The 21,847-nt window shown below is 65.0% G+C and carries 14 protein-coding genes; 8 read left to right on the plus strand and 6 right to left on the minus strand.

Features of this window, described 5'->3' with window-relative positions; genetic code table 11:
- On the minus strand, positions 1 to 2,421 hold a 2,421-nt coding region (locus tag DESPIG_RS11270; protein ID WP_169304827.1), incomplete at its 3' end, for a mechanosensitive ion channel family protein.
- 277 nt (positions 2,422 to 2,698) lie between these two features.
- On the opposite strand from DESPIG_RS11270, the gene DESPIG_RS11275 reads away from it, so the two are divergent.
- Both DESPIG_RS11275 and thiE read left to right on the plus strand, forming a co-directional pair.
- The gene (locus DESPIG_RS11275) at positions 2,699 to 3,694 is read left to right on the plus strand and encodes a DUF362 domain-containing protein (protein WP_147588977.1); all 996 of its coding nucleotides are present in this window, start codon (positions 2,699 to 2,701) and stop codon (positions 3,692 to 3,694) included.
- A gap of 37 nt (positions 3,695 to 3,731) precedes the next feature.
- Positions 3,732 to 4,373, plus strand: a complete 642-nt coding sequence (gene thiE / locus DESPIG_RS11280; protein ID WP_006008797.1) for a thiamine phosphate synthase — start codon at positions 3,732 to 3,734, stop codon at positions 4,371 to 4,373.
- Positions 4,374 to 4,826: 453 nt separating this feature from the next.
- On the opposite strand, the gene DESPIG_RS11285 is transcribed toward thiE, so the two are convergent.
- The 3 genes from DESPIG_RS11285 to DESPIG_RS11295 all read right to left on the minus strand — a co-directional run bounded on the left by DESPIG_RS11285 (position 4,827) and on the right by DESPIG_RS11295 (position 8,512).
- Positions 4,827 to 6,437 (minus strand): glycosyltransferase family 9 protein, encoded by a 1,611-nt coding sequence (locus DESPIG_RS11285; protein WP_040370028.1) that lies wholly within the window; start codon positions 6,435 to 6,437, stop codon positions 4,827 to 4,829.
- 315 nt (positions 6,438 to 6,752) lie between these two features.
- Positions 6,753 to 7,388 carry a complement resistance protein TraT gene (traT, locus tag DESPIG_RS11290; RefSeq protein ID WP_006008800.1) on the minus strand — a complete coding sequence of 212 codons (636 nt, stop codon included), beginning with the start codon at positions 7,386 to 7,388 and terminating at the stop codon, positions 6,753 to 6,755.
- 476 nt (positions 7,389 to 7,864) lie between these two features.
- A complete protein-coding gene (locus DESPIG_RS11295; RefSeq protein ID WP_040370031.1) occupies positions 7,865 to 8,512 on the minus strand; it encodes a hypothetical protein in 648 nt (215 codons plus the stop codon).
- 318 nt (positions 8,513 to 8,830) lie between these two features.
- On the opposite strand from DESPIG_RS11295, the gene topA reads away from it, so the two are divergent.
- The 6 genes from topA to DESPIG_RS11325 all read left to right on the plus strand — a co-directional run bounded on the left by topA (position 8,831) and on the right by DESPIG_RS11325 (position 19,115).
- Entirely contained in the window at positions 8,831 to 11,083 is a 2,253-nt protein-coding gene (gene topA / locus DESPIG_RS11300; protein WP_006008809.1) for a type I DNA topoisomerase, read from the plus strand.
- Positions 11,067 to 12,185: an XdhC family protein gene (locus tag DESPIG_RS11305; protein WP_006008810.1), complete on the plus strand. Its 1,119-nt coding sequence runs from the start codon at positions 11,067 to 11,069 to the stop codon at positions 12,183 to 12,185. The genes topA and DESPIG_RS11305 overlap by 17 nt, the downstream gene beginning before the upstream one ends.
- Positions 12,186 to 12,436: 251 nt before the next feature.
- Complete coding sequence (locus DESPIG_RS11310) at positions 12,437 to 13,561, plus strand: efflux RND transporter periplasmic adaptor subunit (protein ID WP_006008812.1); 1,125 nt, start codon at positions 12,437 to 12,439, stop codon at positions 13,559 to 13,561.
- 10 nt (positions 13,562 to 13,571) lie between these two features.
- A complete protein-coding gene (locus DESPIG_RS11315; RefSeq protein WP_006008814.1) occupies positions 13,572 to 16,772 on the plus strand; it encodes an efflux RND transporter permease subunit in 3,201 nt (1,066 codons plus the stop codon).
- On the plus strand, positions 16,769 to 18,304 hold the full coding sequence (locus tag DESPIG_RS11320) for an efflux transporter outer membrane subunit (RefSeq protein ID WP_006008816.1): 1,536 nt from the start codon (positions 16,769 to 16,771) through the stop codon (positions 18,302 to 18,304). The genes DESPIG_RS11315 and DESPIG_RS11320 overlap by 4 nt, the downstream gene beginning before the upstream one ends.
- A gap of 205 nt (positions 18,305 to 18,509) precedes the next feature.
- Complete coding sequence (locus tag DESPIG_RS11325; protein WP_147588978.1) at positions 18,510 to 19,115, plus strand: hypothetical protein; 606 nt, start codon at positions 18,510 to 18,512, stop codon at positions 19,113 to 19,115.
- 218 nt (positions 19,116 to 19,333) lie between these two features.
- Here DESPIG_RS11325 and DESPIG_RS11330 read toward each other — a convergent pair whose 3' ends face one another.
- Together DESPIG_RS11330 and DESPIG_RS11335 are read right to left on the minus strand one after the other, a co-directional pair.
- A complete protein-coding gene (locus DESPIG_RS11330) occupies positions 19,334 to 20,668 on the minus strand; it encodes an MFS transporter (protein WP_006008820.1) in 1,335 nt (444 codons plus the stop codon).
- Positions 20,669 to 20,690: 22 nt separating this feature from the next.
- On the minus strand, positions 20,691 to 21,524 hold the full coding sequence (locus DESPIG_RS11335; protein WP_006008822.1) for an amidohydrolase family protein: 834 nt from the start codon (positions 21,522 to 21,524) through the stop codon (positions 20,691 to 20,693).
- Positions 21,525 to 21,847: the final 323 nt, after the last annotated feature.

A 21,847-nucleotide genomic window follows, 5' to 3' on the forward strand; every position in this document is an offset into this window, starting at 1 on the left:
GTCGGGCAGGGCCGCCGTGGGCCGCGTGGCCATGTCACGCGGGCTCTTGGCACGGGGCGGCATGTCCTTGATGTGCACGTCCATCTGCGGGAAAGCGATCTCGATATTGTTCTTGCGGAACAGCTGGTCGATCTCGAACAGCAGTTCCGAGGCCGTCTTGACGCTGACATCGTAGTCCCGCACCCAGAAACGCAGGGTGAAGTCCAGGGTGCTGGCGCCGAAGTTGGAGAACAGCACCACAGGCGCGGGGTACTTGAGGATGTCGCTATGGCCGTTGGCCACGGAGGCCAGCAGCTTCATGACCAGGGTGGTGTCGCTGCCGTAGGCCACGCCCACCACCACGTCACGGCGCACCGTACGGCTGTTGCGCGTCCAGTTGATGAGGCGCGTGGACACGAACTCGGAGTTGGGCACGTAGATGACGGCGTTGTCGTAGGTCTCCACGATGGTGGCGCGCACGCTGATCTTGCGCACGCGGCCCGTGGTGGTGCCCACCTCGACCACGTCGCCCACCTGCATGGTGCGGCTGAAGATGAGGATCAGGCCGGAGAGGAAGTTGTTGATGATGGTCTGCATGCCGAAACCGATACCGACGGACAGACCACCGGCGACCATGGCCAGGTTGCTCAGCTCCATGCCCAGCGAGCGCAGGGTGAACAGGCCGAAGAAGGCCCAGAGGGCGTAGGTGAAGGCCGTCTGCAGGGGCTGGATGAGCGTGGGGTCGATGCGCAGGCCGCGGCTGGGCATGCGCGAGAGGAAGAGCGTGCCCATGCGTACGGCGGTACGGGTCAGGAAGAAGACGCTGATGATGAGCAGCACCTGCACCATGTTGAAGCGCGTCTCGCCCACGTTGACGCCCTGGAGCACGAAGTCCTGCAGCAGGGAAAGGCCGCCGGGCAGGGTGCAGACCCACAGGGACATGCCGCCGATGGCCAGCAGCAGGATGACCGGCGCGGCCAAGGCCAGCATGAGGCTGGAGAAGGCCGCCGAGCCGCCCTCGTCGGGCAGCTGGTCATTGTAGCGGTTGATGGCCGACATGCTGGCCACGCTGATCTGCAGGGCCAGCGAGCAGGAAACGTAGAACAGATACAGGCCCATGCTGAAGATGTGCAGGCCCATGATGGCCAGCACCAGGGTCACCCAGAAGATGAAGGCGCTGCCCGACAGGAGGGTGGACTCGAGCTGGGTGCTGGCTTCCAGGCTGTGGCTCTTGGCCCGCCACAGACGGTGCAGGAGCATGAGCACCACCCAGGCGATGAGGGTCACCACCGGCGGCAGGGGCAGATAGATCAGGATGTAGGAAAAGAGCGTCAGCGGGATGAGCTGCCACAGGGGGTTGTTGACGGCGGCCTTGTCCGGGTGCTGCAGGCGGCGCAGGTCCCAGGCCAGGAAGACCTCGCCGATGATGATGCTCAGGTTGCCCAGGGCCAGGAAGCAGCGGAACACGTCGCCGTGGGAGGACAGCGACGAGGCCAGCAGGGACAGGCCCAGGCCGATCCAGGGCAGGCTCACATGGAACATGTGGCGGCCCACCTCGCCGTGGGTCTCGGAATTGCGCCAGCGGCGGTAGAGCATCGTGCCGGTGAACAGGACCAGCAGGAGGCAGATGGTGAAGCGTAGACCGGCCGTGTGCCAGTCGTCGGCATTGACGGGGATCTCCACGGGCAGGCGCAGCAGGATGCCCTGCCAGACATATTGAAGATGCTTGGGCACGGTCTCCCAGGTCTCGAGGCTGAGATAGGGCACCGGGCTTTGCAGGTAGTAGTCCCGCCACAGCTGGGGCAGCATGCTGGCGATGTCTTTCTGCGCCTTTTTCAGATCGGCCATCATGTCCTGGGTGGGCGACAGCACGGAATCGTAGCGCTTGATGACGTCGGTCAGGCTCTTCTGGGCCTTGGTGACCTGACGTGAGTATTCGCGGATCTCGGCGTTGGACGGCAGATCCTTGGTCTCGGGCAGGCTCTCGGCCAGATGGTTGACGCGTTCCAGCAGGGAATTGACGCTGTTGCGGGCCAGCAGCACGGGATCGATGACCTGCTGCATCTGCTGCACGGTGAAGGAGATGCGGCGATCCAGGGCCTCCAGCGGGTTGGGCCAGTTCTTGAACGTGTTGATGAGCAGGAGCAGGCGGCGGGCCTCCTCGATGATGGGCCGCGCCTGCTTGGACATGGTCTCCGCCTGCTTGTTGATGTCGCGCACCAGGCCGCGCGTGCTGCTGTTGATGTCGTCCAGCATGTCCTTCTGGCCGGCCCAGATGTTCTCCAGCGGGTCCACGGTGGGGGCCGCTTCGGCTTCGGCGGGGGCATTGGCACCCGATTTCTTGTCCTGGGCCTTGTCGTCCTTTTGGGCATCGGCCTTGTCATCGGCCTTCTGGGGCGCTTCATCAGCCAGGGCACAGGTCGGGCCGACGAACGTGGTCATCTCCCGGCAGGCGTTTCCGGAGAGGGCCGGCGCGAGGCTGAGGACGGTCAGCAGCATGAGAACGGGCAGGGAACGGAGCAGGCAGCGATACATGGTCCACCTCAAAGAAAGGCCTCTGCAGAAGGGCAGGGGCATCATGACATTGAAAAGCCAGCAATAGCGCAAGATGTACTGGTTGAAAAGAGCATCCGCCTGTGAAAAACGGCTTTTTTCCCTTTCCGGGAACAGACGGATGGCCCGGCTTTACAAGCCCTTCCGTGCCCGGCATAGTGGGCGCATGTCCCAGAGCGTCTCTTCTTTTTCCCGTCAGGATGGCCCGGCCTCTGTCCCCGGGGTGCCCGTTGCCCTGCAACGTCTTTCCCCTGCCGACAGCGAGGCCGTGGCGCAGGCCCTGCCCCCCCTTCTCGATCGCGCGGGTCTGGCCTCGTCCTTTTCCCTGCGTTCGGCCCATGTGTTGGTCAAACCCAACCTGCTGACGGCCACGCCCCTGGCCTGCACCAGTCCCGTGGTGGTGGCTTCCGTCTGCCGCTGGCTGCTGGATCAGGGGGCCCGCGTGCGGGTGGGGGATTCGCCCGGTTTCGGCACGGCCACGGCCGTGGCCCGGCAGACGGGGCTGGAAGAGGCCCTGCGGCCGCTGGGCCTGCGGGTGGAGTCCCTGGCCGATCCCCGTCCGCTGGAGCTGCCCCTGCTCCGGGGCGGGCCCGTCTCCTTCGGCGTGGCCCGGGTGGCGCTGGAAAGCGACGTCATCTTTTCCCTGCCCAGGGTCAAGGCCCATTCCCAGATGCGTCTTACCCTGGCGGTCAAGAACCTGTTCGGCTGCGTCTGCGGCCTGCGCAAGGCCCTCATCCATACGCGGCAGGGACAGGATCCCGACTTTTTCGCCGACTGCATCGCCGCCCTCTGGGCCGGTCTGCCGCCGGTGGCCGCCGTGGCCGACGGCCTGACCGCCATGCATGTGACGGGCCCCAGCAAGGGCCGGCCCTTCCCCCTGGGACTGCTGGGGGCCAGCCCCTCGGCCGTGGCCCTGGACGAGGCCCTGTGCGCGGTGCTGGGCCTGCCCTTGGCCGGGACGCCCCTGGGCGCGGCCCTGGAGCGCCGTGATGCCACGGGGTGCCGCCGCGCGGGCTGGCGGCACGACTATGTGCTGGCCCGGCCCGAAGATTTCGACAGTACGGGCTTCCTCCTGCCGGACGAATTGATGCACACCTCGTTCCGGCCCTGGCGCCTGTTCAAGAGTTGTCTGCGCCGCCTGTGGCTGGCGCGTCGGAAATAACGAAAGCTGCTCCCCCTCGGGGAGCGAGGAGTTGACCATGCCTGTGATCCTGCCGGGCCAGACCGACATCTATGCCCTGACCGATGCCCGCCTTTCCTGCGGCCGTACGCTGGAGACCGTGGTCTCCGCCCTGCTGGGCGCCGGGGTCAAGATCATCCAGTATCGTGAAAAACATATGAAATCCGGTGAGATGCTGGAAGAATGTCGCTTGATGCGCCGCCTGACCCGCGAGGCAGGGGCCTGCTTCATCGTGGACGACCATGTGGACCTTGCCATCCTGGCCGAAGCCGACGGCGTGCACATCGGGCAGGAAGATTTCCCCCTGCCCGCGGTGCGCCAGCTGGTGGGTCCCGACATGTGCATCGGCCTGTCCACCCACAGCCCGGAACAGGCAAAAGCCGCCGTGGCCGTGGGCGCCGACTATATCGGCGTGGGGCCCATCTTCGCCACCAAGACCAAGGAAGACGTGGTGGCCCCGGTGGGCTTCGACTACCTGGACTGGGTGGCCGCCAACATCACCATCCCCTTCGTGGCCATCGGCGGCATCAAGGAACACAATATCGCCGACGTGGCCCGGCACGGGGCCCGCTGCTGCGCCCTGGTCTCCGAACTGGTGGGCGCTCTGGACATCGTCGCCAAGGTGCAGGCCGTCCGCGCCGCCATGCATCAGGGGATGTAGGATGTGATATACGGGATGTTCGGGGGGAAGGGGGCCCTTTGCTCGCGCCCAAAGGGGCCCCCTTCCCCCCGAGCCCCCCATCCTCCCCCAAACGCGCTTTATTCCGTCTTTCCTGAGCGAGGAGATGTATGGATAATCCGTGGTGTTTCCTTCCAGAGGCACAGCCTTTCGTCTTGTAGGCCGATGCGGTGGTGGCGCGGCATTCGATCTGAAGGATACCGGGGCTCCCTGTGAACAGTATGGTGTCGCGTTCTAGGGCATCCGGTACTCAGTCCTAGGAATCTGGGCAGTGAAGGCTGGCGGATCCTGCTCTCTGCCCTGGATGCAGGATGATCGAAAAGCAAAAAGAAGAGGCGACCGTCATATGACGGCCGCCTCTTCTTTTTCAGCTATATAATGGAATAGAGCGCGCTTGGGGAAGGGGCGCCTTCCCCGGCGAAGCCTGAACAGGCCTTAATCGAAACTCTTGGCCCAGCGCAGGATATGGGCGTGCAGCAGGCGCACGGCCTGGAGGAAGCGGGGACCGCGTCCCTGGTAATGCTGGCAGAGCTGGTGCCAGAAAAAGGCCATGCTGGCCAGTTCCGGACAGGACTGCATGTGCTGGAGGATGGTCATGCACAGGGGGTGGCCCGTGGGGTCGAAGCTCTCCGGCAGGGGGGCGCATTCCTGCAGCAGGGTCTGGAGCAGGTGGGCGCAATGGCTCAGGGCCTTGCCCACGCGGGCCGCGAACTGGCTGGAATAGTTGGGGCAGGCCATGCTCAGGGGCACATTGGTCAGGGGCGTGGGCTCCGTGGCGCCGGAGGTCAGGTCATCCAGGATGCGCCGCCAGTAGACGCGCTGCTGGCAAAGCCAGAGGGTGCGGTCATCGGCCTTGTGGTCGGACAGGCAGGTGGTGGTGATGAAACCGCGCGAGTCGGTGGCCGTCTGCCAGATGCGGGCCTCACGGCAGGCCGAGGTGGTGATGCCTTCGCTCCACTGGCCGCTGGTGAGCTTGGCCAGCACCAGGTCGGCCACGATGGAGGCGCTGATGTGGTGGCGGCATTTCTCGCCCAGGACGCAGTCGTGGTCATGCGGGCAGGGATGGCAGGGCAGGGTCGGCTCCAGGCAGCAGCTGCCGGGCAGGTAGGGGCCTGTATCGCAGGGCTGGGCCGTGGCCAGGAAGATGGAGAGCAGGGGCAGGCCCAGACCGGCGGCCAGATGCATGGTGCCGGTATTGTTGGTGACCAGCATGGCCATCTCGCGCAGGACGGCGCCCAGCTCGAAGATATTGGTCTGCCCCACCACGTCCACGAAGGGCGTGCTGGTCAGACGGGCGTATTCGTCGGCCAGGGGGCGTTCCGAGGCTTCGCCCAGCAGGACGGGACAGATGCCTTCTTCCTGCCAGATGCGCTTGCCCAGCTCCACGAAGTGGCTCACCGGCCACTGACGGCGCTTTTCGCTGGCGCCCAGCTGCATGCCGATGAAGCCGTGCCGGATCACCGGTGCGTGGGCCAGCAGGCGGCGGGCCGTCTCGCGGGCCTCGGTGCCCAGTTCGCTGAGCAGGCCGGAGCCGGGCTGGGAGAGCAGTTCGCCGGAAAGGCCGCCCAGCAGGGGCGCGCCGGTCATGCGGAACATGTCGGCCAGGTTGAAGGGCGCGTTGCTCTGGCGCAGTTCGGCGGCATGGAGGAAAGCGGGCCAGAGACCGTCCACGCGCGGGCGGCCCTTGTGATCCAGTCCGAAGCCCAGCACGGCTTCGGGCGTGGGGGCCAGGGCCGTGGCCAGCAGACGGGCGGGCATGCTGGGCGTCAGGTTGATGATATGGTCGGCCTGCACGCTGGCGCGCAGGTTTTCGGCCCACGCCTGCAGTTCGTGGCGGGTGGCATCGGCCTGTTCGGGACTGACCAGATGGTCGGGCACCGTGAGCAGAGGGCTGGCGAATTGCAGCAGGCCCTCGGTGTCCGCGTATTTTTCCAGACAAAGCAGCGTGGTGCTGCGCCCGGCCTTGTGCAGGTCGTGCAGCAGGGGCTGGCTGAGCAGCAGATCCCCGAAGCGGTTCAGATTGATGACAAGAGCATCCAGACGCATGACAGTTTCCTTGCGGAGGGTGAAGATTCCCGTGGTGCGGGGCACGCTGACGGGGGGAGCTTTCTAGCAGAACTGGGCGCGGACGTCCAGACGGATGCGGCGAGCGGGAAGGACCGGAGGGAAGACGGGCGGCAGAGCGGGGAAGATGACGGGCGCGCCGATGCTGTCCGCTGCCTTGCCCTGTCCCGTGGCGGGCAGCGCCTTGGATGGAGCGGAAAGTCCCTCTCCGCAGGACGCGAAAGAGGGCCCCGCCCCGCCGCATATGCCGGGGCGGACGAGTCAGGCCCTGAGGGCCGGAGCTGGGGCCGGGGCCCGTCAGGGACGCCGGGCGTCCTGCGGCTGTGCCGGGGCCTGCTCCTGAGGGGCCGTGCTGAAGGGCGAGGTGATCTCTTTGGCCAGCAGGGTCACGAAGAGGGCCGGGATCCCGGAATCCACGCTGAACTCGCGGCGGGCCAGCAGGCCTGTGCGCATCTGGCTGCTGCCGCGGGCATTACGGCTGCCCACGTTCTGGAGCATGAAGCGCTTGGGGCGTTTGTCGCTGGGGACGCGGCGCTGGACCAGCAGGATGTCCGAAAGGACGAGGGTCGCGCCCTTGCCGGAAAGTTCCGACGGCGCCCCGTAGCCGCCCTCGACCATGCGTTGGGCCGCGGCGGCATCGGTGATGCCGGCTTCCAGCACGCTGGCCTGGATGATGAACCCGGCCTGGCTGGGGTTGTCGGTGATGTCGTACTTTTCGGCGCGCAGCAGGCGTTCCACTTCGGTGCGCAGGCCGAAGACATGGCGGCTCTGGTCGCGGACGCTGACATAGACCACAGGGGTGGTGTCATCGTCGGCCGGGGCCAGGGAGCCTTGGCGCAGGATCTGGATGTCGGTGGGGGCGGGCTGCCGGTGCTTGCAACCCGGAAGCAGCAGCAACAGCAGCGCGAGGAGGAGAAAGAGCGTTTTTTTCATGCGTCTCCGGGACGGCGACAGGGCTTGCGGCCCCTGCCGGAGAGCTTGCCCACGCCGCGCGGCAGCGGGCACGATGGCAGGGGGACCGGCGCGTCCGGGAGCGGACGCGGTACTGTCTCCGAGGCCAGCCCTATACCGCAGAAATCACAGGCATGTCCAGCAGGGCCGGGAAGCTGCTGTCTGCCGCTGCGGATGAGGATGGTCGCGGTCGTCCCGCTCCTGCCGTTGTGGAGGGCGATGTGGCCGGCAGGGAGGACCTGTCCCTTGCTGCGGCAGGATACTTACGCTTCTTCAAAGGCCTGCGTGCGTGCTGAAGACGGCCCGTGGGATGCGCTATCGACATCGACGGAAAGGGAATACCGCTTGGGGTAAATTTCATAACGCTGATGACGAGGCGCAAACAGGAAGGGAAGGATGGATGATTGTGCTAACGCGCTGGGGTCTATGAAGGTCCCTTGCAAAGGAGGGACCCGTCATCACAGGACCCTGATGGACTCCAGGATGGCCCGGCACAGGGCGTCTTCCAGTCCGGCGAAGGCTTCTTCCTTGCTGCGGGGATTGCCGCGGCTGACCACGGAAACGGCATGCAGGCTGTCCTTGTCGGGGATGCGGCGGGCGGCCGTGCCCACGGCGGCCTCCATGGCCCAGTTGGTGTAGTTGTCGCCCGCGTCGTGCAGGGTGGCGCCCACGCCCACCGTGGCGCCGATGCCCGCGCCCACGATGGCGCCGCCGCGCCCGTCCACCAGACCGCCCAGCAGCACGCCCAGCATGGTGCCCGTGCCCACGTTGCCCAGCGCGCGTCCGGCGCTCACCCGGCTGCCGTCGTTGGTGGCCCAGACATCGCGGATCTCCACCAGGATCACCAGATCGGCTTCTTTGATGTCCGAGGCCGGGTTCAGGCCGCGTTCGCTCTGCAGGTAGGCCGTGAGCATGGAGTGCAGGTCTTCCGTCATGCTCTTGCCGTTCTCGATCTGGACGAAGACCCTGTCGCCCCGTTCCAGGGTGACGGCGGGCAGGGGCGCGCCGGGTTCCGGTGCCGGGCGGGCATCGTGCGAGGCGCAGGCCCCCAGGGCCAGGCAAAGAAGCAGGAGGAAAAGCAGGCTCAGGATGCGGTGCGGATGCATGGCGGCTCCTTGAAAGGGAAAGAATATCCCGGTCATTTATATGTTGTATCCCAGGCCGGTAGACCTGTCCAGACGGCGGAAAAGGCGCGCCCGGAGCCCCTGCGGCGGCGGCGCGGGCTTGACGTGGCTGCATTTTGCCGTATCCTCCGCGCACACGGCAGGTCTGAGGGCCCTTGCCGCGGACCTGGCGGCCCGGCTTTTTCTCCGCTACGATTTCCTTCCGGGCAGCCTCAAGGCAGCATGAACGGTCCACGGGACCGTCTTTTTTCATTCAACTCCTGCCACTGCCGTCCGGCAGTCGGATGGACAAGGGACATCATGGGCAAGCAGCTGATCATCGTGGAATCGCCGGCCAAGGTGAAGACCATCAAGAAATTTCTGGGACCGCAGTACATGGTGCAGGCCAGCGTGGGCCATGTGCGCGACCTGCCGTCCAGCAGTCTGGGCGTGGACGAAGCCAACGATTTTGCCCCCCAGTACGAGATCATCGACAACAAGAAGAACGTGGTCAGCGAGCTGCGCAGCGCCGCGGCCAAGGCCGATACCGTCTATCTGGCCCCCGACCCGGACCGCGAAGGGGAGGCCATCGCCTGGCATGTGGCGGAGCTGATCCGCGACAAGGCCAAGGACATCAAGCGCATCCAGTTCAACGAGATCACCGCCCGCGCCGTCAAGGAGGCCCTGGCCCATCCGCGCGAGCTCAACCAGCACCTTTTCGATGCCCAGCAGGCCCGGCGCGTGCTGGACCGCCTGGTGGGCTACAAGATCTCGCCCCTGCTCTGGAAGACCATCAAGCGCGGCATCTCCGCCGGGCGCGTGCAGTCCGTGGCCCTGCGCCTCATCGTGGAGCGCGAGGCCGAGCGGGCCGCCTTCAAGCCGGAAGAATATTGGCTGTTCAAGGCCCTGCTGGGTGCCGAAGTGCCGCCCTCCGTGCGGGCGGAACTGGCGCGCATCGGCGGCAAGAAGGCCGTGATCCGCAATGCCGAGGAGGCCAATGCCCTGGAGGCCGAGCTCAAGGGCCAGCCCTTCGTGGTGGAGAGCGTGGAGCAGAAGGAGCGCGAGCGCGCGCCGCAGCCGCCCTTCATCACCTCCACCCTGCAGCAGGCCGCCAACCAGCGTCTTTCCTACACGGCCAAGCGCACCATGAACATCGCCCAGCGCCTTTACGAAGGCGTGGAGATGGAAGACGGCAGCATCACGGCCCTCATCACCTACATGCGTACCGACTCCACCCGCATCGCCGACGAGGCCCGGCAGGCGGCGCATGACTTCATCCAGCGCGAGTTCGGCAACGATTATCTGCCGGCCAAGAAGCGCGTCTACAAGACCAAGAGCGGCGCGCAGGACGCCCACGAAGCCATCCGCCCCGTGGATGTGAACATCACGCCCGAGATGGTCAAGGCGGCCCTGCCCCCAGACCAGTACAACCTGTACCGCCTGATCTGGTCGCGCTTCGTGGCCTCGCAGATGGCCGGGGCGCGCTTCCACGACACCACGGTGACCGTGGCCTGCGGCCGTACCCAGTGGAAGGCCAAGGGCGAGCGCCTGCTCTTTCCCGGCTTTTTGGCCGTGCTGCCCCGCGGCAAGGACGAAGGCGATGCCGAGCTGCCGCCCCTGGCGCCCGGCCAGACCCTGAAGCTGGAAAAACTGGACAAGGAACAGAAGTTCACCCAGCCCCCGGCCCGCTACAGCGAAGCCAGCCTGGTGCGCGAGCTGGAAGAGCAGGGCATCGGCCGTCCCTCCACCTACGCCAGCATCATCTCCACCCTGCAGGACCGCGAGTATGTGAGCCTGCAGGACCGCCACTTCATCCCCACGGATCTGGGGCGCGTGGTCTGCGAGCAGCTGGTGCAGCACTTCCCCCACCTCATGGACGTGGGTTTCACGGCCGAGATGGAGAGCCTGCTGGACAAGGTGGCCGACGGCGACCAGCAGTGGGTGGACCTGATGCATGCCTTTGCCGCGGATTTCAACCCCACGCTGGCGGCTGCCGCCAAGAACATGCAGAGCGTCAAGGGCGGCCTGCCCACCGATCTGGCCTGCCCCGACTGCGGCAAGCCCCTGATGATCAAGTTCGGCAAGGCCGGGCCCTTCCTGGCCTGCAGCGGCTATCCCGACTGCCGCTTCACCAGCAACTTCCAGCGCACCGAGGACGGCCGTCTGGAGATCGTGGCCCCGCAGAAGCCCGAGCTGGAAAAGGTGGGCGAGTGCCCGCGCTGCGGCAAGGACCTGGTCATCAAGCACGCCCGCACGGGCAGCCGTTTCATCGCCTGCACGGGCTATCCGGACTGCAATTATACGGCGCCCATGGCCACGGGCGTCATGTGCCCGCGCTGCGGCGAAGGCCGCATGGTGGAAAAGAGCACCAAGCGCGGCAAGCTTTTCTATTCCTGCGACCGCTACCCGCAATGTGATTTCGCCCTGTGGGACAAGCCCGTGCCCGGCCCCTGCCCGCGTTGTGACTCCCCGTATCTGGTGGAGAAGCGCGGCCGCGACGGCAGCGTCAAGGTCATGTGCCCCACCAAGGGCTGCGGCTATGTGAAAGGAGGCGACGATGGACAGGAAGCCTAATGCGCCGGCCTCGCCGGTGCTGGTGAGCGCCCCGGTGGACGGCCTGGGCGTACCGCTGAACCTGGAGGCCCGTGCGGCCCAGCTGCTGGACGAAGGGCAGGCCGTGGTCCTGCTGACCGTGGTGGAGCGCGAAGGCTCGGCCCCGCGTGCCGCCGGCACCCGTGCCCTGCTGACCGCCGCCGGTCTGGAAGGCACCGTGGGCGGCGGCCTGCTGGAGGCCCGCGCCGTGGAGGCGGCCAACGTCTGCCTGAAGGAAGGGCGCTCCGCTCGTGTGCGTTGCGATCTTACCGGCCTTGGCCCCGACAGCGACATGATCTGCGGCGGCAGCATGGATCTGCTTTGCGAATATCTGGCGCCTGCGCAGGCGCCCCTGTTCCGTGCGGCGGACGCGGCCCTGAAAGCCGGGCTGACCGGCATCTGGCTGCTGGACGTGAGCCGGGCCGACGCGCCCGTGCGTGACCTGTATCTGGATGCGCTGCCCCAGGGCCAGCCCCTGGTGGCTGGCCTGCACGAGGGCGCGGAAGCCGTCCGTCCGTTGCTGGCCGGGCGCAAGGGCCGTCCCGGCCTGGTGCGGGAAGGCCTGGTGGAACGCTATGTGGAGGCCCTGGACGCACCGCCGGTGCTGCTGCTCTGCGGCGGCGGCCATGTGTCGCTGGAGACGGCCCGTCTGGCCCATGCCGCCGGTTTCGTGGTGGACGTGGTGGACGACCGTGCGGAGTTCGCCGATCCCCGGCGCTTCCCCATGGCCCGGCGTTGCCTGACGCTGCCGGCCTTCGAGGATCTGGCGGCGCGCTGCGGCATCGGCCGGCACCATTATGTGGCCATCATGACCCGCGGCCACAGCTTCGACCGCGAGGTCCTGGCCCAGGCCCTGGGAACGGACGCCTTCTATATTGGTATGATCGGCAGCAGCAGCAAAAAAGCCTCGGTGTACAAGGCGCTGCGTGCGCAGGGCGTCAGCGATGCGGCCCTGGACAAGGTCTGCTGCCCCATCGGTCTGGGCATCGGCGCGGACACGCCGCAGCAGATCGCCGTCTCCGTGGTGGCCGAGCTCATGGCCGCCAGGGCGGGGACGCTGGAGGCTCTTCGGGCGGCCCGCTGAGGCCGTGGAGGCCCTCAAAAAAAGTGATTTAAAAATATCTAATTATTCCAATAAGTTATAAGAAAAAAGTACGGTTCGCTAACCTATTGGAATAAAAAGATTTTTCTTTATTGAACCTTAAGAGCAAGATAAGCCTGCATTTCTTGACGCATTTTGCAAAAAATGTTTAGCAGGGGATTCAAAGCCCGCTCGCTTTGCGGGCGGGCTTTCCACGTATCGGCAGTTCGCTGCTGTCCCAGGAGTAAGATATCATGACCGGAAAACAGACCATTCTGGCAACGCTGCTGTTGCTTCTCTGTTTCAGCCTTGCGGCATGCAAGGATGAAGGTGCTCAAAAAGGTCAGATGCCCGCCCCGCCGGTGGGCGTCTTCCAGGTGGAAGCCAAGGACGTGCCCTGGCCTTCCGAATTCCAGGCCCAGGCCTCCGGCTCCCGGTCCGTCGAAGTGCGTGCCCGTGTGCAGGGCATCATCGAGAAGCGCCTGTACCGCGAAGGCGAGTTCGTCAAGGCCGGCCAGCTCATGTTCCAGATCGAGCGCGACCAGTACGAGGCCGCCGTGCAGCAGGCCGAGGCCCAGTACGACAGCGCCAAGCGCGAATGGAACCGTGTGCGCCCCCTGTTCGCCAAGAACGCCGTTTCCCAGAAGGATCGCGACAACGCCAAGGCCGCCTATGACAACGCCAAGGCCGCCCTGCGCGCCGCCAAGATCAATCTGGACTACTGCCAGGTGGTGGCCCCCGTGTCCGGTTACAGCTCCAAGGAAAGCTTCACGCCCGGCAACCTGGTCAGCAACAACTCCCTGCTGACCTACGTGGACCAGACCGATCCCATGTACATCGACTTCTCCATCGCCGCGCCGCAGCACATGCGCCGTCAGCAGCTGGCCGCCGAAGGCCGCCTGCGCTTCCCCGAAGGCAATGTCTACAAGGCCCGCCTGCGTCTGCTGGACGGCAGCATGTACCAGGGCGAAGGCCAGGTGGACTTCATCGACAGCCGCGTGCAGCCCGAGACCGGCGTGGTGCAGGCCCGTGCCTCCTTCGCCAACAGCGACGGCCAGATCATGCCCGGCCAGTACGTGCGCATCTTCATGGACGGCGACGTGCTGGTCAACGCCGTGCTCATCCCCCAGAAGGCCGTGCTCATCACCCAGAAGGGTTCCTTCGTCATGACCCTGGACAAGGACAACGTGGTCGGCACCCAGAAGGTGACGGTCAGCGAGACCATCGGCGACATGTACCTTGTGGACTCCGGCCTCAAGGGCGGGGAACGCATCATCTGTGAAGGCATGGTCAAGGCCCGTCCCGGTGCCAAGGTCAGCGTCATGGGTGACGGACAGGCCCAGAAGGGACAGGCCGCCCAGAAGACCGCTCAGAAGTAGGTGATGGTCTATGGCAGCTTCGGCAAAACCAAATATCTTTTTGCGCAGACCGATCCTTTCGTCGGTCATCTCCATCGTGATCACGCTGGTGGGCGCGCTGGCCATGAAGGCCCTGCCCATCGCCCAGTATCCTGAACTGGTGCCGCCCACGGTCAACGTGACGGTCTTCTATCCCGGCGCTTCGGCCGAGACCATCGCCGGTACCGTGCTGGCCCCCCTGGAAGTGAACATCAACGGCGTGGAAAACATGCTCTACATGACGTCCACGGCCTCCTCGGGTTCCGGTTCGGGCTCCATCAACGTCTATTTCAGTCTGGGCACCGACCCGGACATGGCCCTGGTCAACGTCAACAACAAGGTCAACCTGGCCCAGACCACACTGCCCGAGACCGTGCGTCTGCAGGGCGTGCAGGTGACCAAGCGTTCACCGGCCATGCTGCAGATCATCGCCCTGTACTCGCCTGACGGGCGCTATGACGCCGTGTACCTGCACAACTACATGCAGGTGAACGTGGCCGACGAACTCAAGCGTGTGCCCGGCGTGGGCGACGTGAACGTGTTCGGTTACATGGACTACTCCATGCGCATCTGGCTCGTCCCGGACAAGCTGGCCAAGTACGGCGTCACCGTGGGCGAGATCGCCGCGGCCATCCAGGAGCAGAACTCGCAGTTCTCCCCCGGCCGTCTGGGCGACGCGCCCATGCCCGATACCGCCCAGCTCTCCTGGCAGATCGACACCAAGGGCCGTCTGGCCACGCCGCAGGAGTTCGGCGAGATCATCATCCGTACCGGTGAGGACAGCGCCATGCTGCGCCTCAAGGACGTGGCCCGCATCGAGATGGGGGGCAAGGACTACAGCGTCAGCAGCGAATACAACGGCATGGTGACCCGCGCCATGGGTATCTACCTGCTGCCCGGCGCCAACGCCATCGCCACCGGCGAGGCCGTCACCGCCCGCATGCAGGAACTGTCCAAGAACTTCCCCGAGGGCATCGACTACAAGATCGTCGTGGACACCAACGACTTCGTTATGGAATCCATCAACGAAGTGGTCCACACCCTGGTGGAAGCCATGATCCTGGTGTTCCTGGTGGTGTTCATCTTCCTGCAGAACTGGCGCGCCACCCTTATCCCCTGCATCGCCGTGCCCGTGTCCATCATCGGTACCTTCGCGGGCATGTTCGCCCTGGGCTACACCATCAATACCCTGACCCTGTTCGGTATGGTGCTGGCCATCGGTATCGTGGTGGACGACGCCATCGTGGTGCTGGAGAACGTGGAACGCATCATGAGCACCGAGCACCTGCCGCCCAAGGAAGCCACGGCCAAAGCCATGAGCGAAGTGACGGCCCCCGTTATCGCCATCGTGCTGGTGCTCTGCGCCGTGTTCATCCCCGTGTCCTTCATGGGCGGCCTGGCGGGCCAGATGTACAAGCAGTTCGCCATCACCATCTCGGTGTCCGTGGTGCTTTCGGGCATCGTGGCCCTGACGCTGACCCCGGCCCTGTGCTCCCTGCTGCTCAAGCCGCATGCGCATGACCATCAGCCGGCCAAGCCCTTCGTCGTCTTCAACTACTTCTTCGGCAAGACCACGCACCGCTATGTGCGTACGGTGCGCTTCATCAAGGACCACGGCCTGATCTCCATGGCCCTCTTCGGCTGCATGATCGTCAGCCTTGTCTTCCTGTTCCGGGTGGTCCCCGGCGGCCTGGTGCCCAACGAAGACCAGGGCTACATCCTGGGCATGACCATCCTGGACGACGGCGCCGTGCAGAACCGCACCCGTGACGTGACCCGCGTGGTCATGGACGTGCTGCGCAAGAACCCGGCCGTGGACACGGTCATGACCCTGAACGGCCTGGACATCACCTCCATGTCGTCCAAGAGCAACTACGGTACCTTCTTTGCCGTGCTCAAGCCCTGGAGCGAACGCACCACGCCGGAGAGCAGCGCCTCGGCCATCAGTACCAAGGTGCTGGGCGTGACCATGATGCAGCCCGAAGCCGTGACCATCGGCTTCACGCCGCCGCCCATCAGCGGCATGTCCACCACGGGCGGTTTTGAAGGCTTCATCCAGATGCGCGGTGCCGGCACCAGCCAGGATCTGGAAGCCACGGCCAATGCCTTCGTGGCAGAAGCCACGTCCCGTGACGAGAACGGCCAGCCCAAGTATCCGGCCATCGGTACCCTGCGCAGCCTGTTCTCCACCGGCGCCCCGCAGCTCTACGCCAACCTGGACCGTGAGCGCTGCAAGGACATGGGCATCAGCATCAGCGATGTCTTCACGGCCATGAACGCCACCTTCGGTGCGCTCTACGTCAACGACTTCAACTACCTGGGCCGTACCTTCCAGGTGCGCATGCAGGCCGAGGCCGATTACCGCCTGCTGCCCGAGTCCCTGCACGACATCTTCGTGCGGACCAACAAGGGCGGCATGGTGCCCCTGGACGCCATCATGACCCTGGAACGCCGCACGGCGCCCCAGACCATGGAACGTTACAACGTGTTCCCCGCCGCCCACCTCATGGGCGAACCGGCCCCCGGCTATTCTTCCGGTCAGGCCCTGGAAGCCATGGAACAAGTGGCGGAAAAAATGCTGTCCAGCGATTACGGCCTGGGCTGGGTCGGTTCGGCCCTGCAGGAAAAGCTGGCCAGCGCCGACACCACCGTCATCTTCGTGCTGGCGCTCGTCATGGTCTTCCTGATCCTGGCCGCCCAGTACGAAAGCTGGTCGCTGCCGCTGGCCGTGCTCACGGCCGTGCCCTTCGGCGTGTTCGGAGCCCTGGTGGCCACCTGGCTGCGCGACCTGTCCAATGACGTGTACTTCCAGGTGGCCCTGGTCACCCTGGTGGGCCTGGCCGCCAAAAACGCCATCCTGATCGTGGAATTCGCCGTCGAGGCCTGGCGCGGCGGGCGCAGTCTGGACGTGGCCGCCATGCATGCGGCGCGCCTGCGCTTCCGTCCCATCGTCATGACCTCGCTGGCCTTCATCCTGGGCTGCGTGCCGCTGGCCATCAGCTCCGGCGCCGGTGCCAACAGCCGTCACGCCATCGGCACCGCCGTGGTGGGCGGCATGCTGGCCGCAACCTGCATCGCCACGCTCTTCGTTCCCTACTTCTTCCGCACCATCATGCGGATCTCCCTGAAGCTGCAGGGCAAGAAGGATCCCAACGAAGGCAAGAAAAGCTTCGATGAGGAGGAGGATATATGACCCCCCTGCTGAAAGCGGGCCTGACGCTGGTGCTGTGCCTGGCCGTCACGGGCTGCTCCCTGGCTCCCGACTATAAACGTCCCGAGCAGGACATCCCCAAGGAGTGGCGTTCCGTGGATCTGGGGCCCAGTCCGCTGAACACCGACTGGTGGACCCGCTTCAATGATCCTGTGCTCAATGCCCTGGTGGAAGAAGCCCTGAAGAACAACCAGGATCTGGCGGAAAGCCTGGCCAAGATCGATTCCGCCGCGGCCAAGCTGGGCGTGGGCACCAGCCAGCTCGCTCCTTCGGTGAGCGGCGCCGGTGCGGCCACCTCGCAGAGCAACTCCACCAAGATCGCCAACTACAACGATGTGGCGGACCGTTCCTATGTGAACTATCAGGGCCAGCTCTCGGCCAGCTGGGAACTGGACTTCTGGGGCAAGTACCGCAACAACTACACCATGTTGTCGGACGTGCTGCTGAACACCGTGGTCAGTCACGAGGCCCTGCGCCTTTCGGTGGCCAGCCAGACGGCCCAGAGCTACTTTGCCCTGCTGGCCCTGGACATGCAGCTGGCCACGGCCAAGCGTACCCTGCGCACGCGTGAGGACGCCTTCGGCATCTACACCAGCCGCTACCGTCAGGGCGACATCACGGAGCTTGACTGGCAGCGTGCCCGCGCCGAAGTGGAAACGGCCCGCTCCCAGGTGCACAGCTCCACGGTGGCCGTGGACAGCGCCGAAGCCAGCCTGGCCGTGCTGCTGGGCCGCTCGCCCCGTGACATCATGAGCGCGGTCATGCCGCGCGGCGGTGACATCAGCAAGCTGCCGGCCCCGCCCGTACTGCCTGCCGGCCTGCCGTCCGAACTGCTGGAGCGCCGTCCCGACGTGCGCGCCGCCGAGTACATGATCATGGCCTACAACGCCAATATCGGCGTGGCCCGTGCCGAGTTCTTCCCGTCCATCTCCCTGACGGGCATGCTGGGCACCCTCAGCGCCAGCGTGGTGAACCTGTTCAGCGGGCCCGCGGGTGCCTGGAGCTACGGCGTGACCGGCTCCATGCCGCTGCTGGACTTCGGCCGTACCTGGTATAACGTCAAGGACGCCGAGGCCCAGAAGGAAGCGGCCATCGCCGTGTACCGCAAGACCGTGCAGAACGCCTTCAAGGACGTGCGCACCTCCCTGACCTCCCAGCGCGAGGCCGACGCCATCGTGGCCGCCAGCCAGGCCCAGGTGGACAGCCTGCGCCGCGCCGCGGAGATCGCCCGCCTGCAGTACGACAACGGCTACACCGACTACCTGACCGTGCTGGATGCCGAACGCCAGCTGTTCAGCGCCGAGCTGAGCCTGGCCAACGCCCTGCGTGACCGCCTCAATGCCGTGGTCAGCGTGTGCATGGCCCTGGGTGGCGGCTGGCAGGATCCCAACGTCAAGCCCTCCTTCCCGGTGGCTGACGCGGAAGAGCTGGTCAAGGCCCATGACGCTGCCGGCCAGAAGGCCTCCCAGCCTGTGGCCGCTCCCGCCAAGGAACAGCCCGCCGCCAAGCAGTAGGCACGGCCTTAGCTCAAAAAATACAGGAAGGACGCTCTCGGGCGTCCTTCCTTTTTTTGTGCCCCATTTATGAGGGGATCCCAAAAAGAGCGGTACGAAGGCATCATGGGCCACGAGACGGGCGCAGAGGATGGCCTGCGGCGGGGATGTCTTTACAATCCGGCAGGATGACGGCTATCCTGCCTCCATGCTGCACAGAGTACATTTGTTTTTGGCTGGTCTGGCCCTGTCTGCCCTGACGGTCTCCCTTGTCCCCTTGCCGGTCCCGGCGGTGGAAAAGGGCAAGGCGGTGCAGGCCCCGGCGGGCAAGGCCGCTGCGGGCAACAGCAAGGGCGGGCAGGCCTGGAGCTTCGGCGCGTCCCGCGACAGGAACAACGCCCTGTGGCATGACGGCGTGGAGACGGAATCCCTGCACAAGCGGGCCCTGGGCAGGGACAGGGGCAATTCGGCCAGTATCGAGCATGCCCTGCGTGAAGCCGACCGGCACGCCAAGGCCGAATCCCGCAAGGCCAAGGAAGCCGAAAGGGAAGCTGAAGAAAAAAGCCGTCTCGGCATGAACATCCGGCGTGACGACTCCGTCTGGCGTGCGGAGCTGCCGTCGAGCGAGGCCCGTCCCGACGAGCTGCGTCCTCTGGAGCGGCGGCATGTGGTCCGGGCCTATGCCGACTTCATGGACAGCGATGACGCCTCGCTGACCATCGGCCCGGAGCTGATGCTCAAGGACGAGCACAACGAATGGGGCAAGAAGTCCCGGCCCGAGGAGAACGATCCTTCCCTGGGGCTCGGTATGCAGTTCAGTCTCGATTTTTGACGCCATCCGGCGGATAGCCCCGGTATCCGGGCTGTCTGCGCCATGGATGCGCAGGCGGAGGACGATCCCGGAGATGCGGGACGATACGCTGGCAAAGAAAAGGGGGGACAGCCTGACAGGCTGTCCCCCCTTTGGTGTCCGATGCCCGGGGTGTGGTCCGGGCGCTGTCTCCGTCTGCCCCCTGATGAAGAAGCGAGGGAGGCAGGAAGGCAGACGGACTACCGGGCGGAGGTTTCCGGCTCGTGCGGCAATTCTTCCTTGCCCTGGAGACGGGTGATCCAGATGGTGCTCAGGCTGCTGATGACCGCCGCGACCAGCAGGTAGGCGCAAAGGTACCAGGGCTGGCCGTCATTGCTGCTGACCAGCATGGTGGCGATCATGGGGGTCAGGCCCGAAGCGAAGATCCCGGAGAACTGGTAGATGAAGGATACGGCGGAGTAACGCACCGTGGGTTCGAAGCTGCCCGAGAACAGGCTGGACATGGTGGCGTACGCCGCGCCGTAGATGATGCCGAAGGGCAGGGCGATGGCCAGGAAGACCAGCGGCACGTTATGGCTGAAGTTGTGCAGCACCCAGAAGGTGGGGTAGGCCGTGATGCCCAGCAGGATGGCGGCGATGCCGAAGATGCGGGCACGGCCCCAGCTGTCGGCACGCATGCCCCAGAAGGGGATGGCCACGGCCATGACCGCGGCGGCGCCCACGATGACGAACAGGCTCACGGTCTTGTCCAGGCCGCAGGAGTTGGTCAGGTAGGTCAGGGAGAACACGCCGAACACGTTGAAGGCGATGCCTTCCACGAAGCGGGCGCCCACGCAGGCCGTCAGGGTGCGGGGATAGTGCTTGAAGGCGGCCAGGATGGGGTACTTGACCTGTTCGGTCTTCTTCTTGGCGGAGGAGAAGTCCTGGGTCTCCTGCACGGAGATACGGATGTAGGCACCCACGCCCACCAGGATGGCGCTGAGGATGAAGGCCACACGCCAGCCCCAGGCCAGGAAGGCTTCGTCGCTGAGGAAGAAGGACAGCAGACCGATGACGCCGGAGGCCAGCATCAGGCCGAGGGCCAGGCCCACCTGGGGCAGGCTGCCGTAGAAGGCGCGCTTGTGAGGCGGCGCGGATTCGAAGGCCATGAGCACGGCGCCGCCCCATTCGCCACCGATGCCGATGCCCTGGGCCAGGCGGCAGAGGACCAGCAGGATGGGGGCCCAGATGCCGATGCTGTCGTAGCTGGGGATGAGACCGATGCCCACCGTGGCCACGCCCATGATCTCCAGCGTCAGGACCAGCATCTTCTTGCGGCCTAGTTTGTCGCCGAAATGGCCGAAAATGATTCCGCCGAAAGGACGGGCCACGAAGCCCACGGCAAAGGTAGCGAAGGCAAGGATGGTGCCCACCGTGGGGTCGGCAGCGGGAAAATAAATTTTATTGAAGACGAGGCCGGCCACGACACCGTACAGGAAAAAGTCATACCATTCGATGACCGCGCCGATGAGGGAGGAGATGACCACGCGGCGCAGGTTCTGCTGGCAGTGTCCGTTGTTGGGAGTATCGCTCATTCTCGTTGCTCCTTGGGTGCGGCTAGGCCAGTTTCAGGACCTTGCGGGCGTTTTCGTACATGATCTTGTTGCGCACTTCGTCGGTGAAGGGGAAGGCGGCATAGGCGTCCAGAGCGTCACGCAGCTCGATGAAGGGGTGGGCGCTGGCAAAGAGCACCTTGTCGCTGATGGTGGTGCACATGGCCTTCACATAGGTCTCGACCTGGGGCGAACGCTCGTATTCGGAGATGTCCATGTAGACGTTGGCGTTGCGCTGGCAGGTGTAGATGGCCGCATCCACGAAGGGGTAGCCGCCGTGGCTCATGATCAGGGTCAGCTCGGGGAAGTCACGGGCGACCTTGTCCACGTCGCGGGGATCGGCGTATTCCAGGATGGCGCCGGGCACGCACGGCGGAGGAGCCATGGTGATGAAGACGGGCACATCCAGTTCGCAGCACTTGGTGTACAGGGGGTAGAAGCGGGCGTCGCTGGCGGGCATGTGGGCCAGATAGGGGTCGATGGCGATGCCCTTCATGCCGTATTCCTTGACGACCTTTTCGATCTCGCGCACGGCGGCCATCTTCTTGTGGGGGTCGATGCCCCAGAGGCCCACGAACTTGTTGGGATAGGCACGGCAGAATTCGAGCACGCTGTTGTTGTTGGCCGGGAAGCCGTAGGTGGTCTCGGCGTCGCGACCGGTGATCACGCCCAGTTCCACGCCCATGGCGTCAAGGTCGGCCACGATCTCGTCCAGGGGCTGGGGCTTGCGCTGGTCGAAGCCGATGACTTCACAGGCAGCCTTGAACATGGTGCTGTTCTTGATGCCGTTGATGATCTCCGGCGTGTTGGGCCGGAATCGAAAGTCGACAACTTTCATGGGTGAACTCCTTGGTTGTTGGCTGGGGCCTGCGGCAGGAGGCTACCTCAGGCAGTATATCTCACAGGTAACGTTATATCTAAACGAGCAAAAATTTTTTTTCAACAAGCGCCAGTTATTTTAGGGGTTTATGAGGATGTTATGATAACTGTTATTACGTTTCGGGTGCAAAAATGCATCATTTGAGGTTGGAGGAAATTCGGGAAGGAATCTTTTTTGATGTATCGGGGCGTCAAGCCTTCACAGCCAGAATTCCGCATTTGGTACTGTTTTCATGGCCTTGAAAATGATGCATTTTAGCATCATCGGCCTCCGAAAAGGCT

Origin of the sequence: Desulfovibrio piger ATCC 29098 (genome assembly GCF_000156375.1) — a bacterium.
Lineage (GTDB): Bacteria > Desulfobacterota > Desulfovibrionia > Desulfovibrionales > Desulfovibrionaceae > Desulfovibrio > Desulfovibrio piger.

Excerpts from the sequence above, each read along its gene's own strand:
- DESPIG_RS11275 (WP_147588977.1), top strand. The coding sequence starts at position 2,699 with ATGTCCCAGAGCGTCTCTTCTTTTTCCCGTCAGGATGGCCCGGCCTCT.
- thiE (WP_006008797.1), top strand. The coding sequence starts at position 3,732 with ATGCCTGTGATCCTGCCGGGCCAGACCGACATCTATGCCCTGACCGAT.
- DESPIG_RS11285 (WP_040370028.1), bottom strand. The coding sequence starts at position 6,437 with ATGCGTCTGGATGCTCTTGTCATCAATCTGAACCGCTTCGGGGATCTG.
- traT (WP_006008800.1), bottom strand. The coding sequence starts at position 7,388 with ATGAAAAAAACGCTCTTTCTCCTCCTCGCGCTGCTGTTGCTGCTGCTT.
- DESPIG_RS11295 (WP_040370031.1), bottom strand. The coding sequence starts at position 8,512 with ATGCATCCGCACCGCATCCTGAGCCTGCTTTTCCTCCTGCTTCTTTGC.
- topA (WP_006008809.1), top strand. The coding sequence starts at position 8,831 with ATGGGCAAGCAGCTGATCATCGTGGAATCGCCGGCCAAGGTGAAGACC.
- DESPIG_RS11305 (WP_006008810.1), top strand. The coding sequence starts at position 11,067 with ATGGACAGGAAGCCTAATGCGCCGGCCTCGCCGGTGCTGGTGAGCGCC.
- DESPIG_RS11310 (WP_006008812.1), top strand. The coding sequence starts at position 12,437 with ATGACCGGAAAACAGACCATTCTGGCAACGCTGCTGTTGCTTCTCTGT.
- DESPIG_RS11315 (WP_006008814.1), top strand. The coding sequence starts at position 13,572 with ATGGCAGCTTCGGCAAAACCAAATATCTTTTTGCGCAGACCGATCCTT.
- DESPIG_RS11320 (WP_006008816.1), top strand. The coding sequence starts at position 16,769 with ATGACCCCCCTGCTGAAAGCGGGCCTGACGCTGGTGCTGTGCCTGGCC.
- DESPIG_RS11330 (WP_006008820.1), bottom strand. The coding sequence starts at position 20,668 with ATGAGCGATACTCCCAACAACGGACACTGCCAGCAGAACCTGCGCCGC.
- DESPIG_RS11335 (WP_006008822.1), bottom strand. The coding sequence starts at position 21,524 with ATGAAAGTTGTCGACTTTCGATTCCGGCCCAACACGCCGGAGATCATC.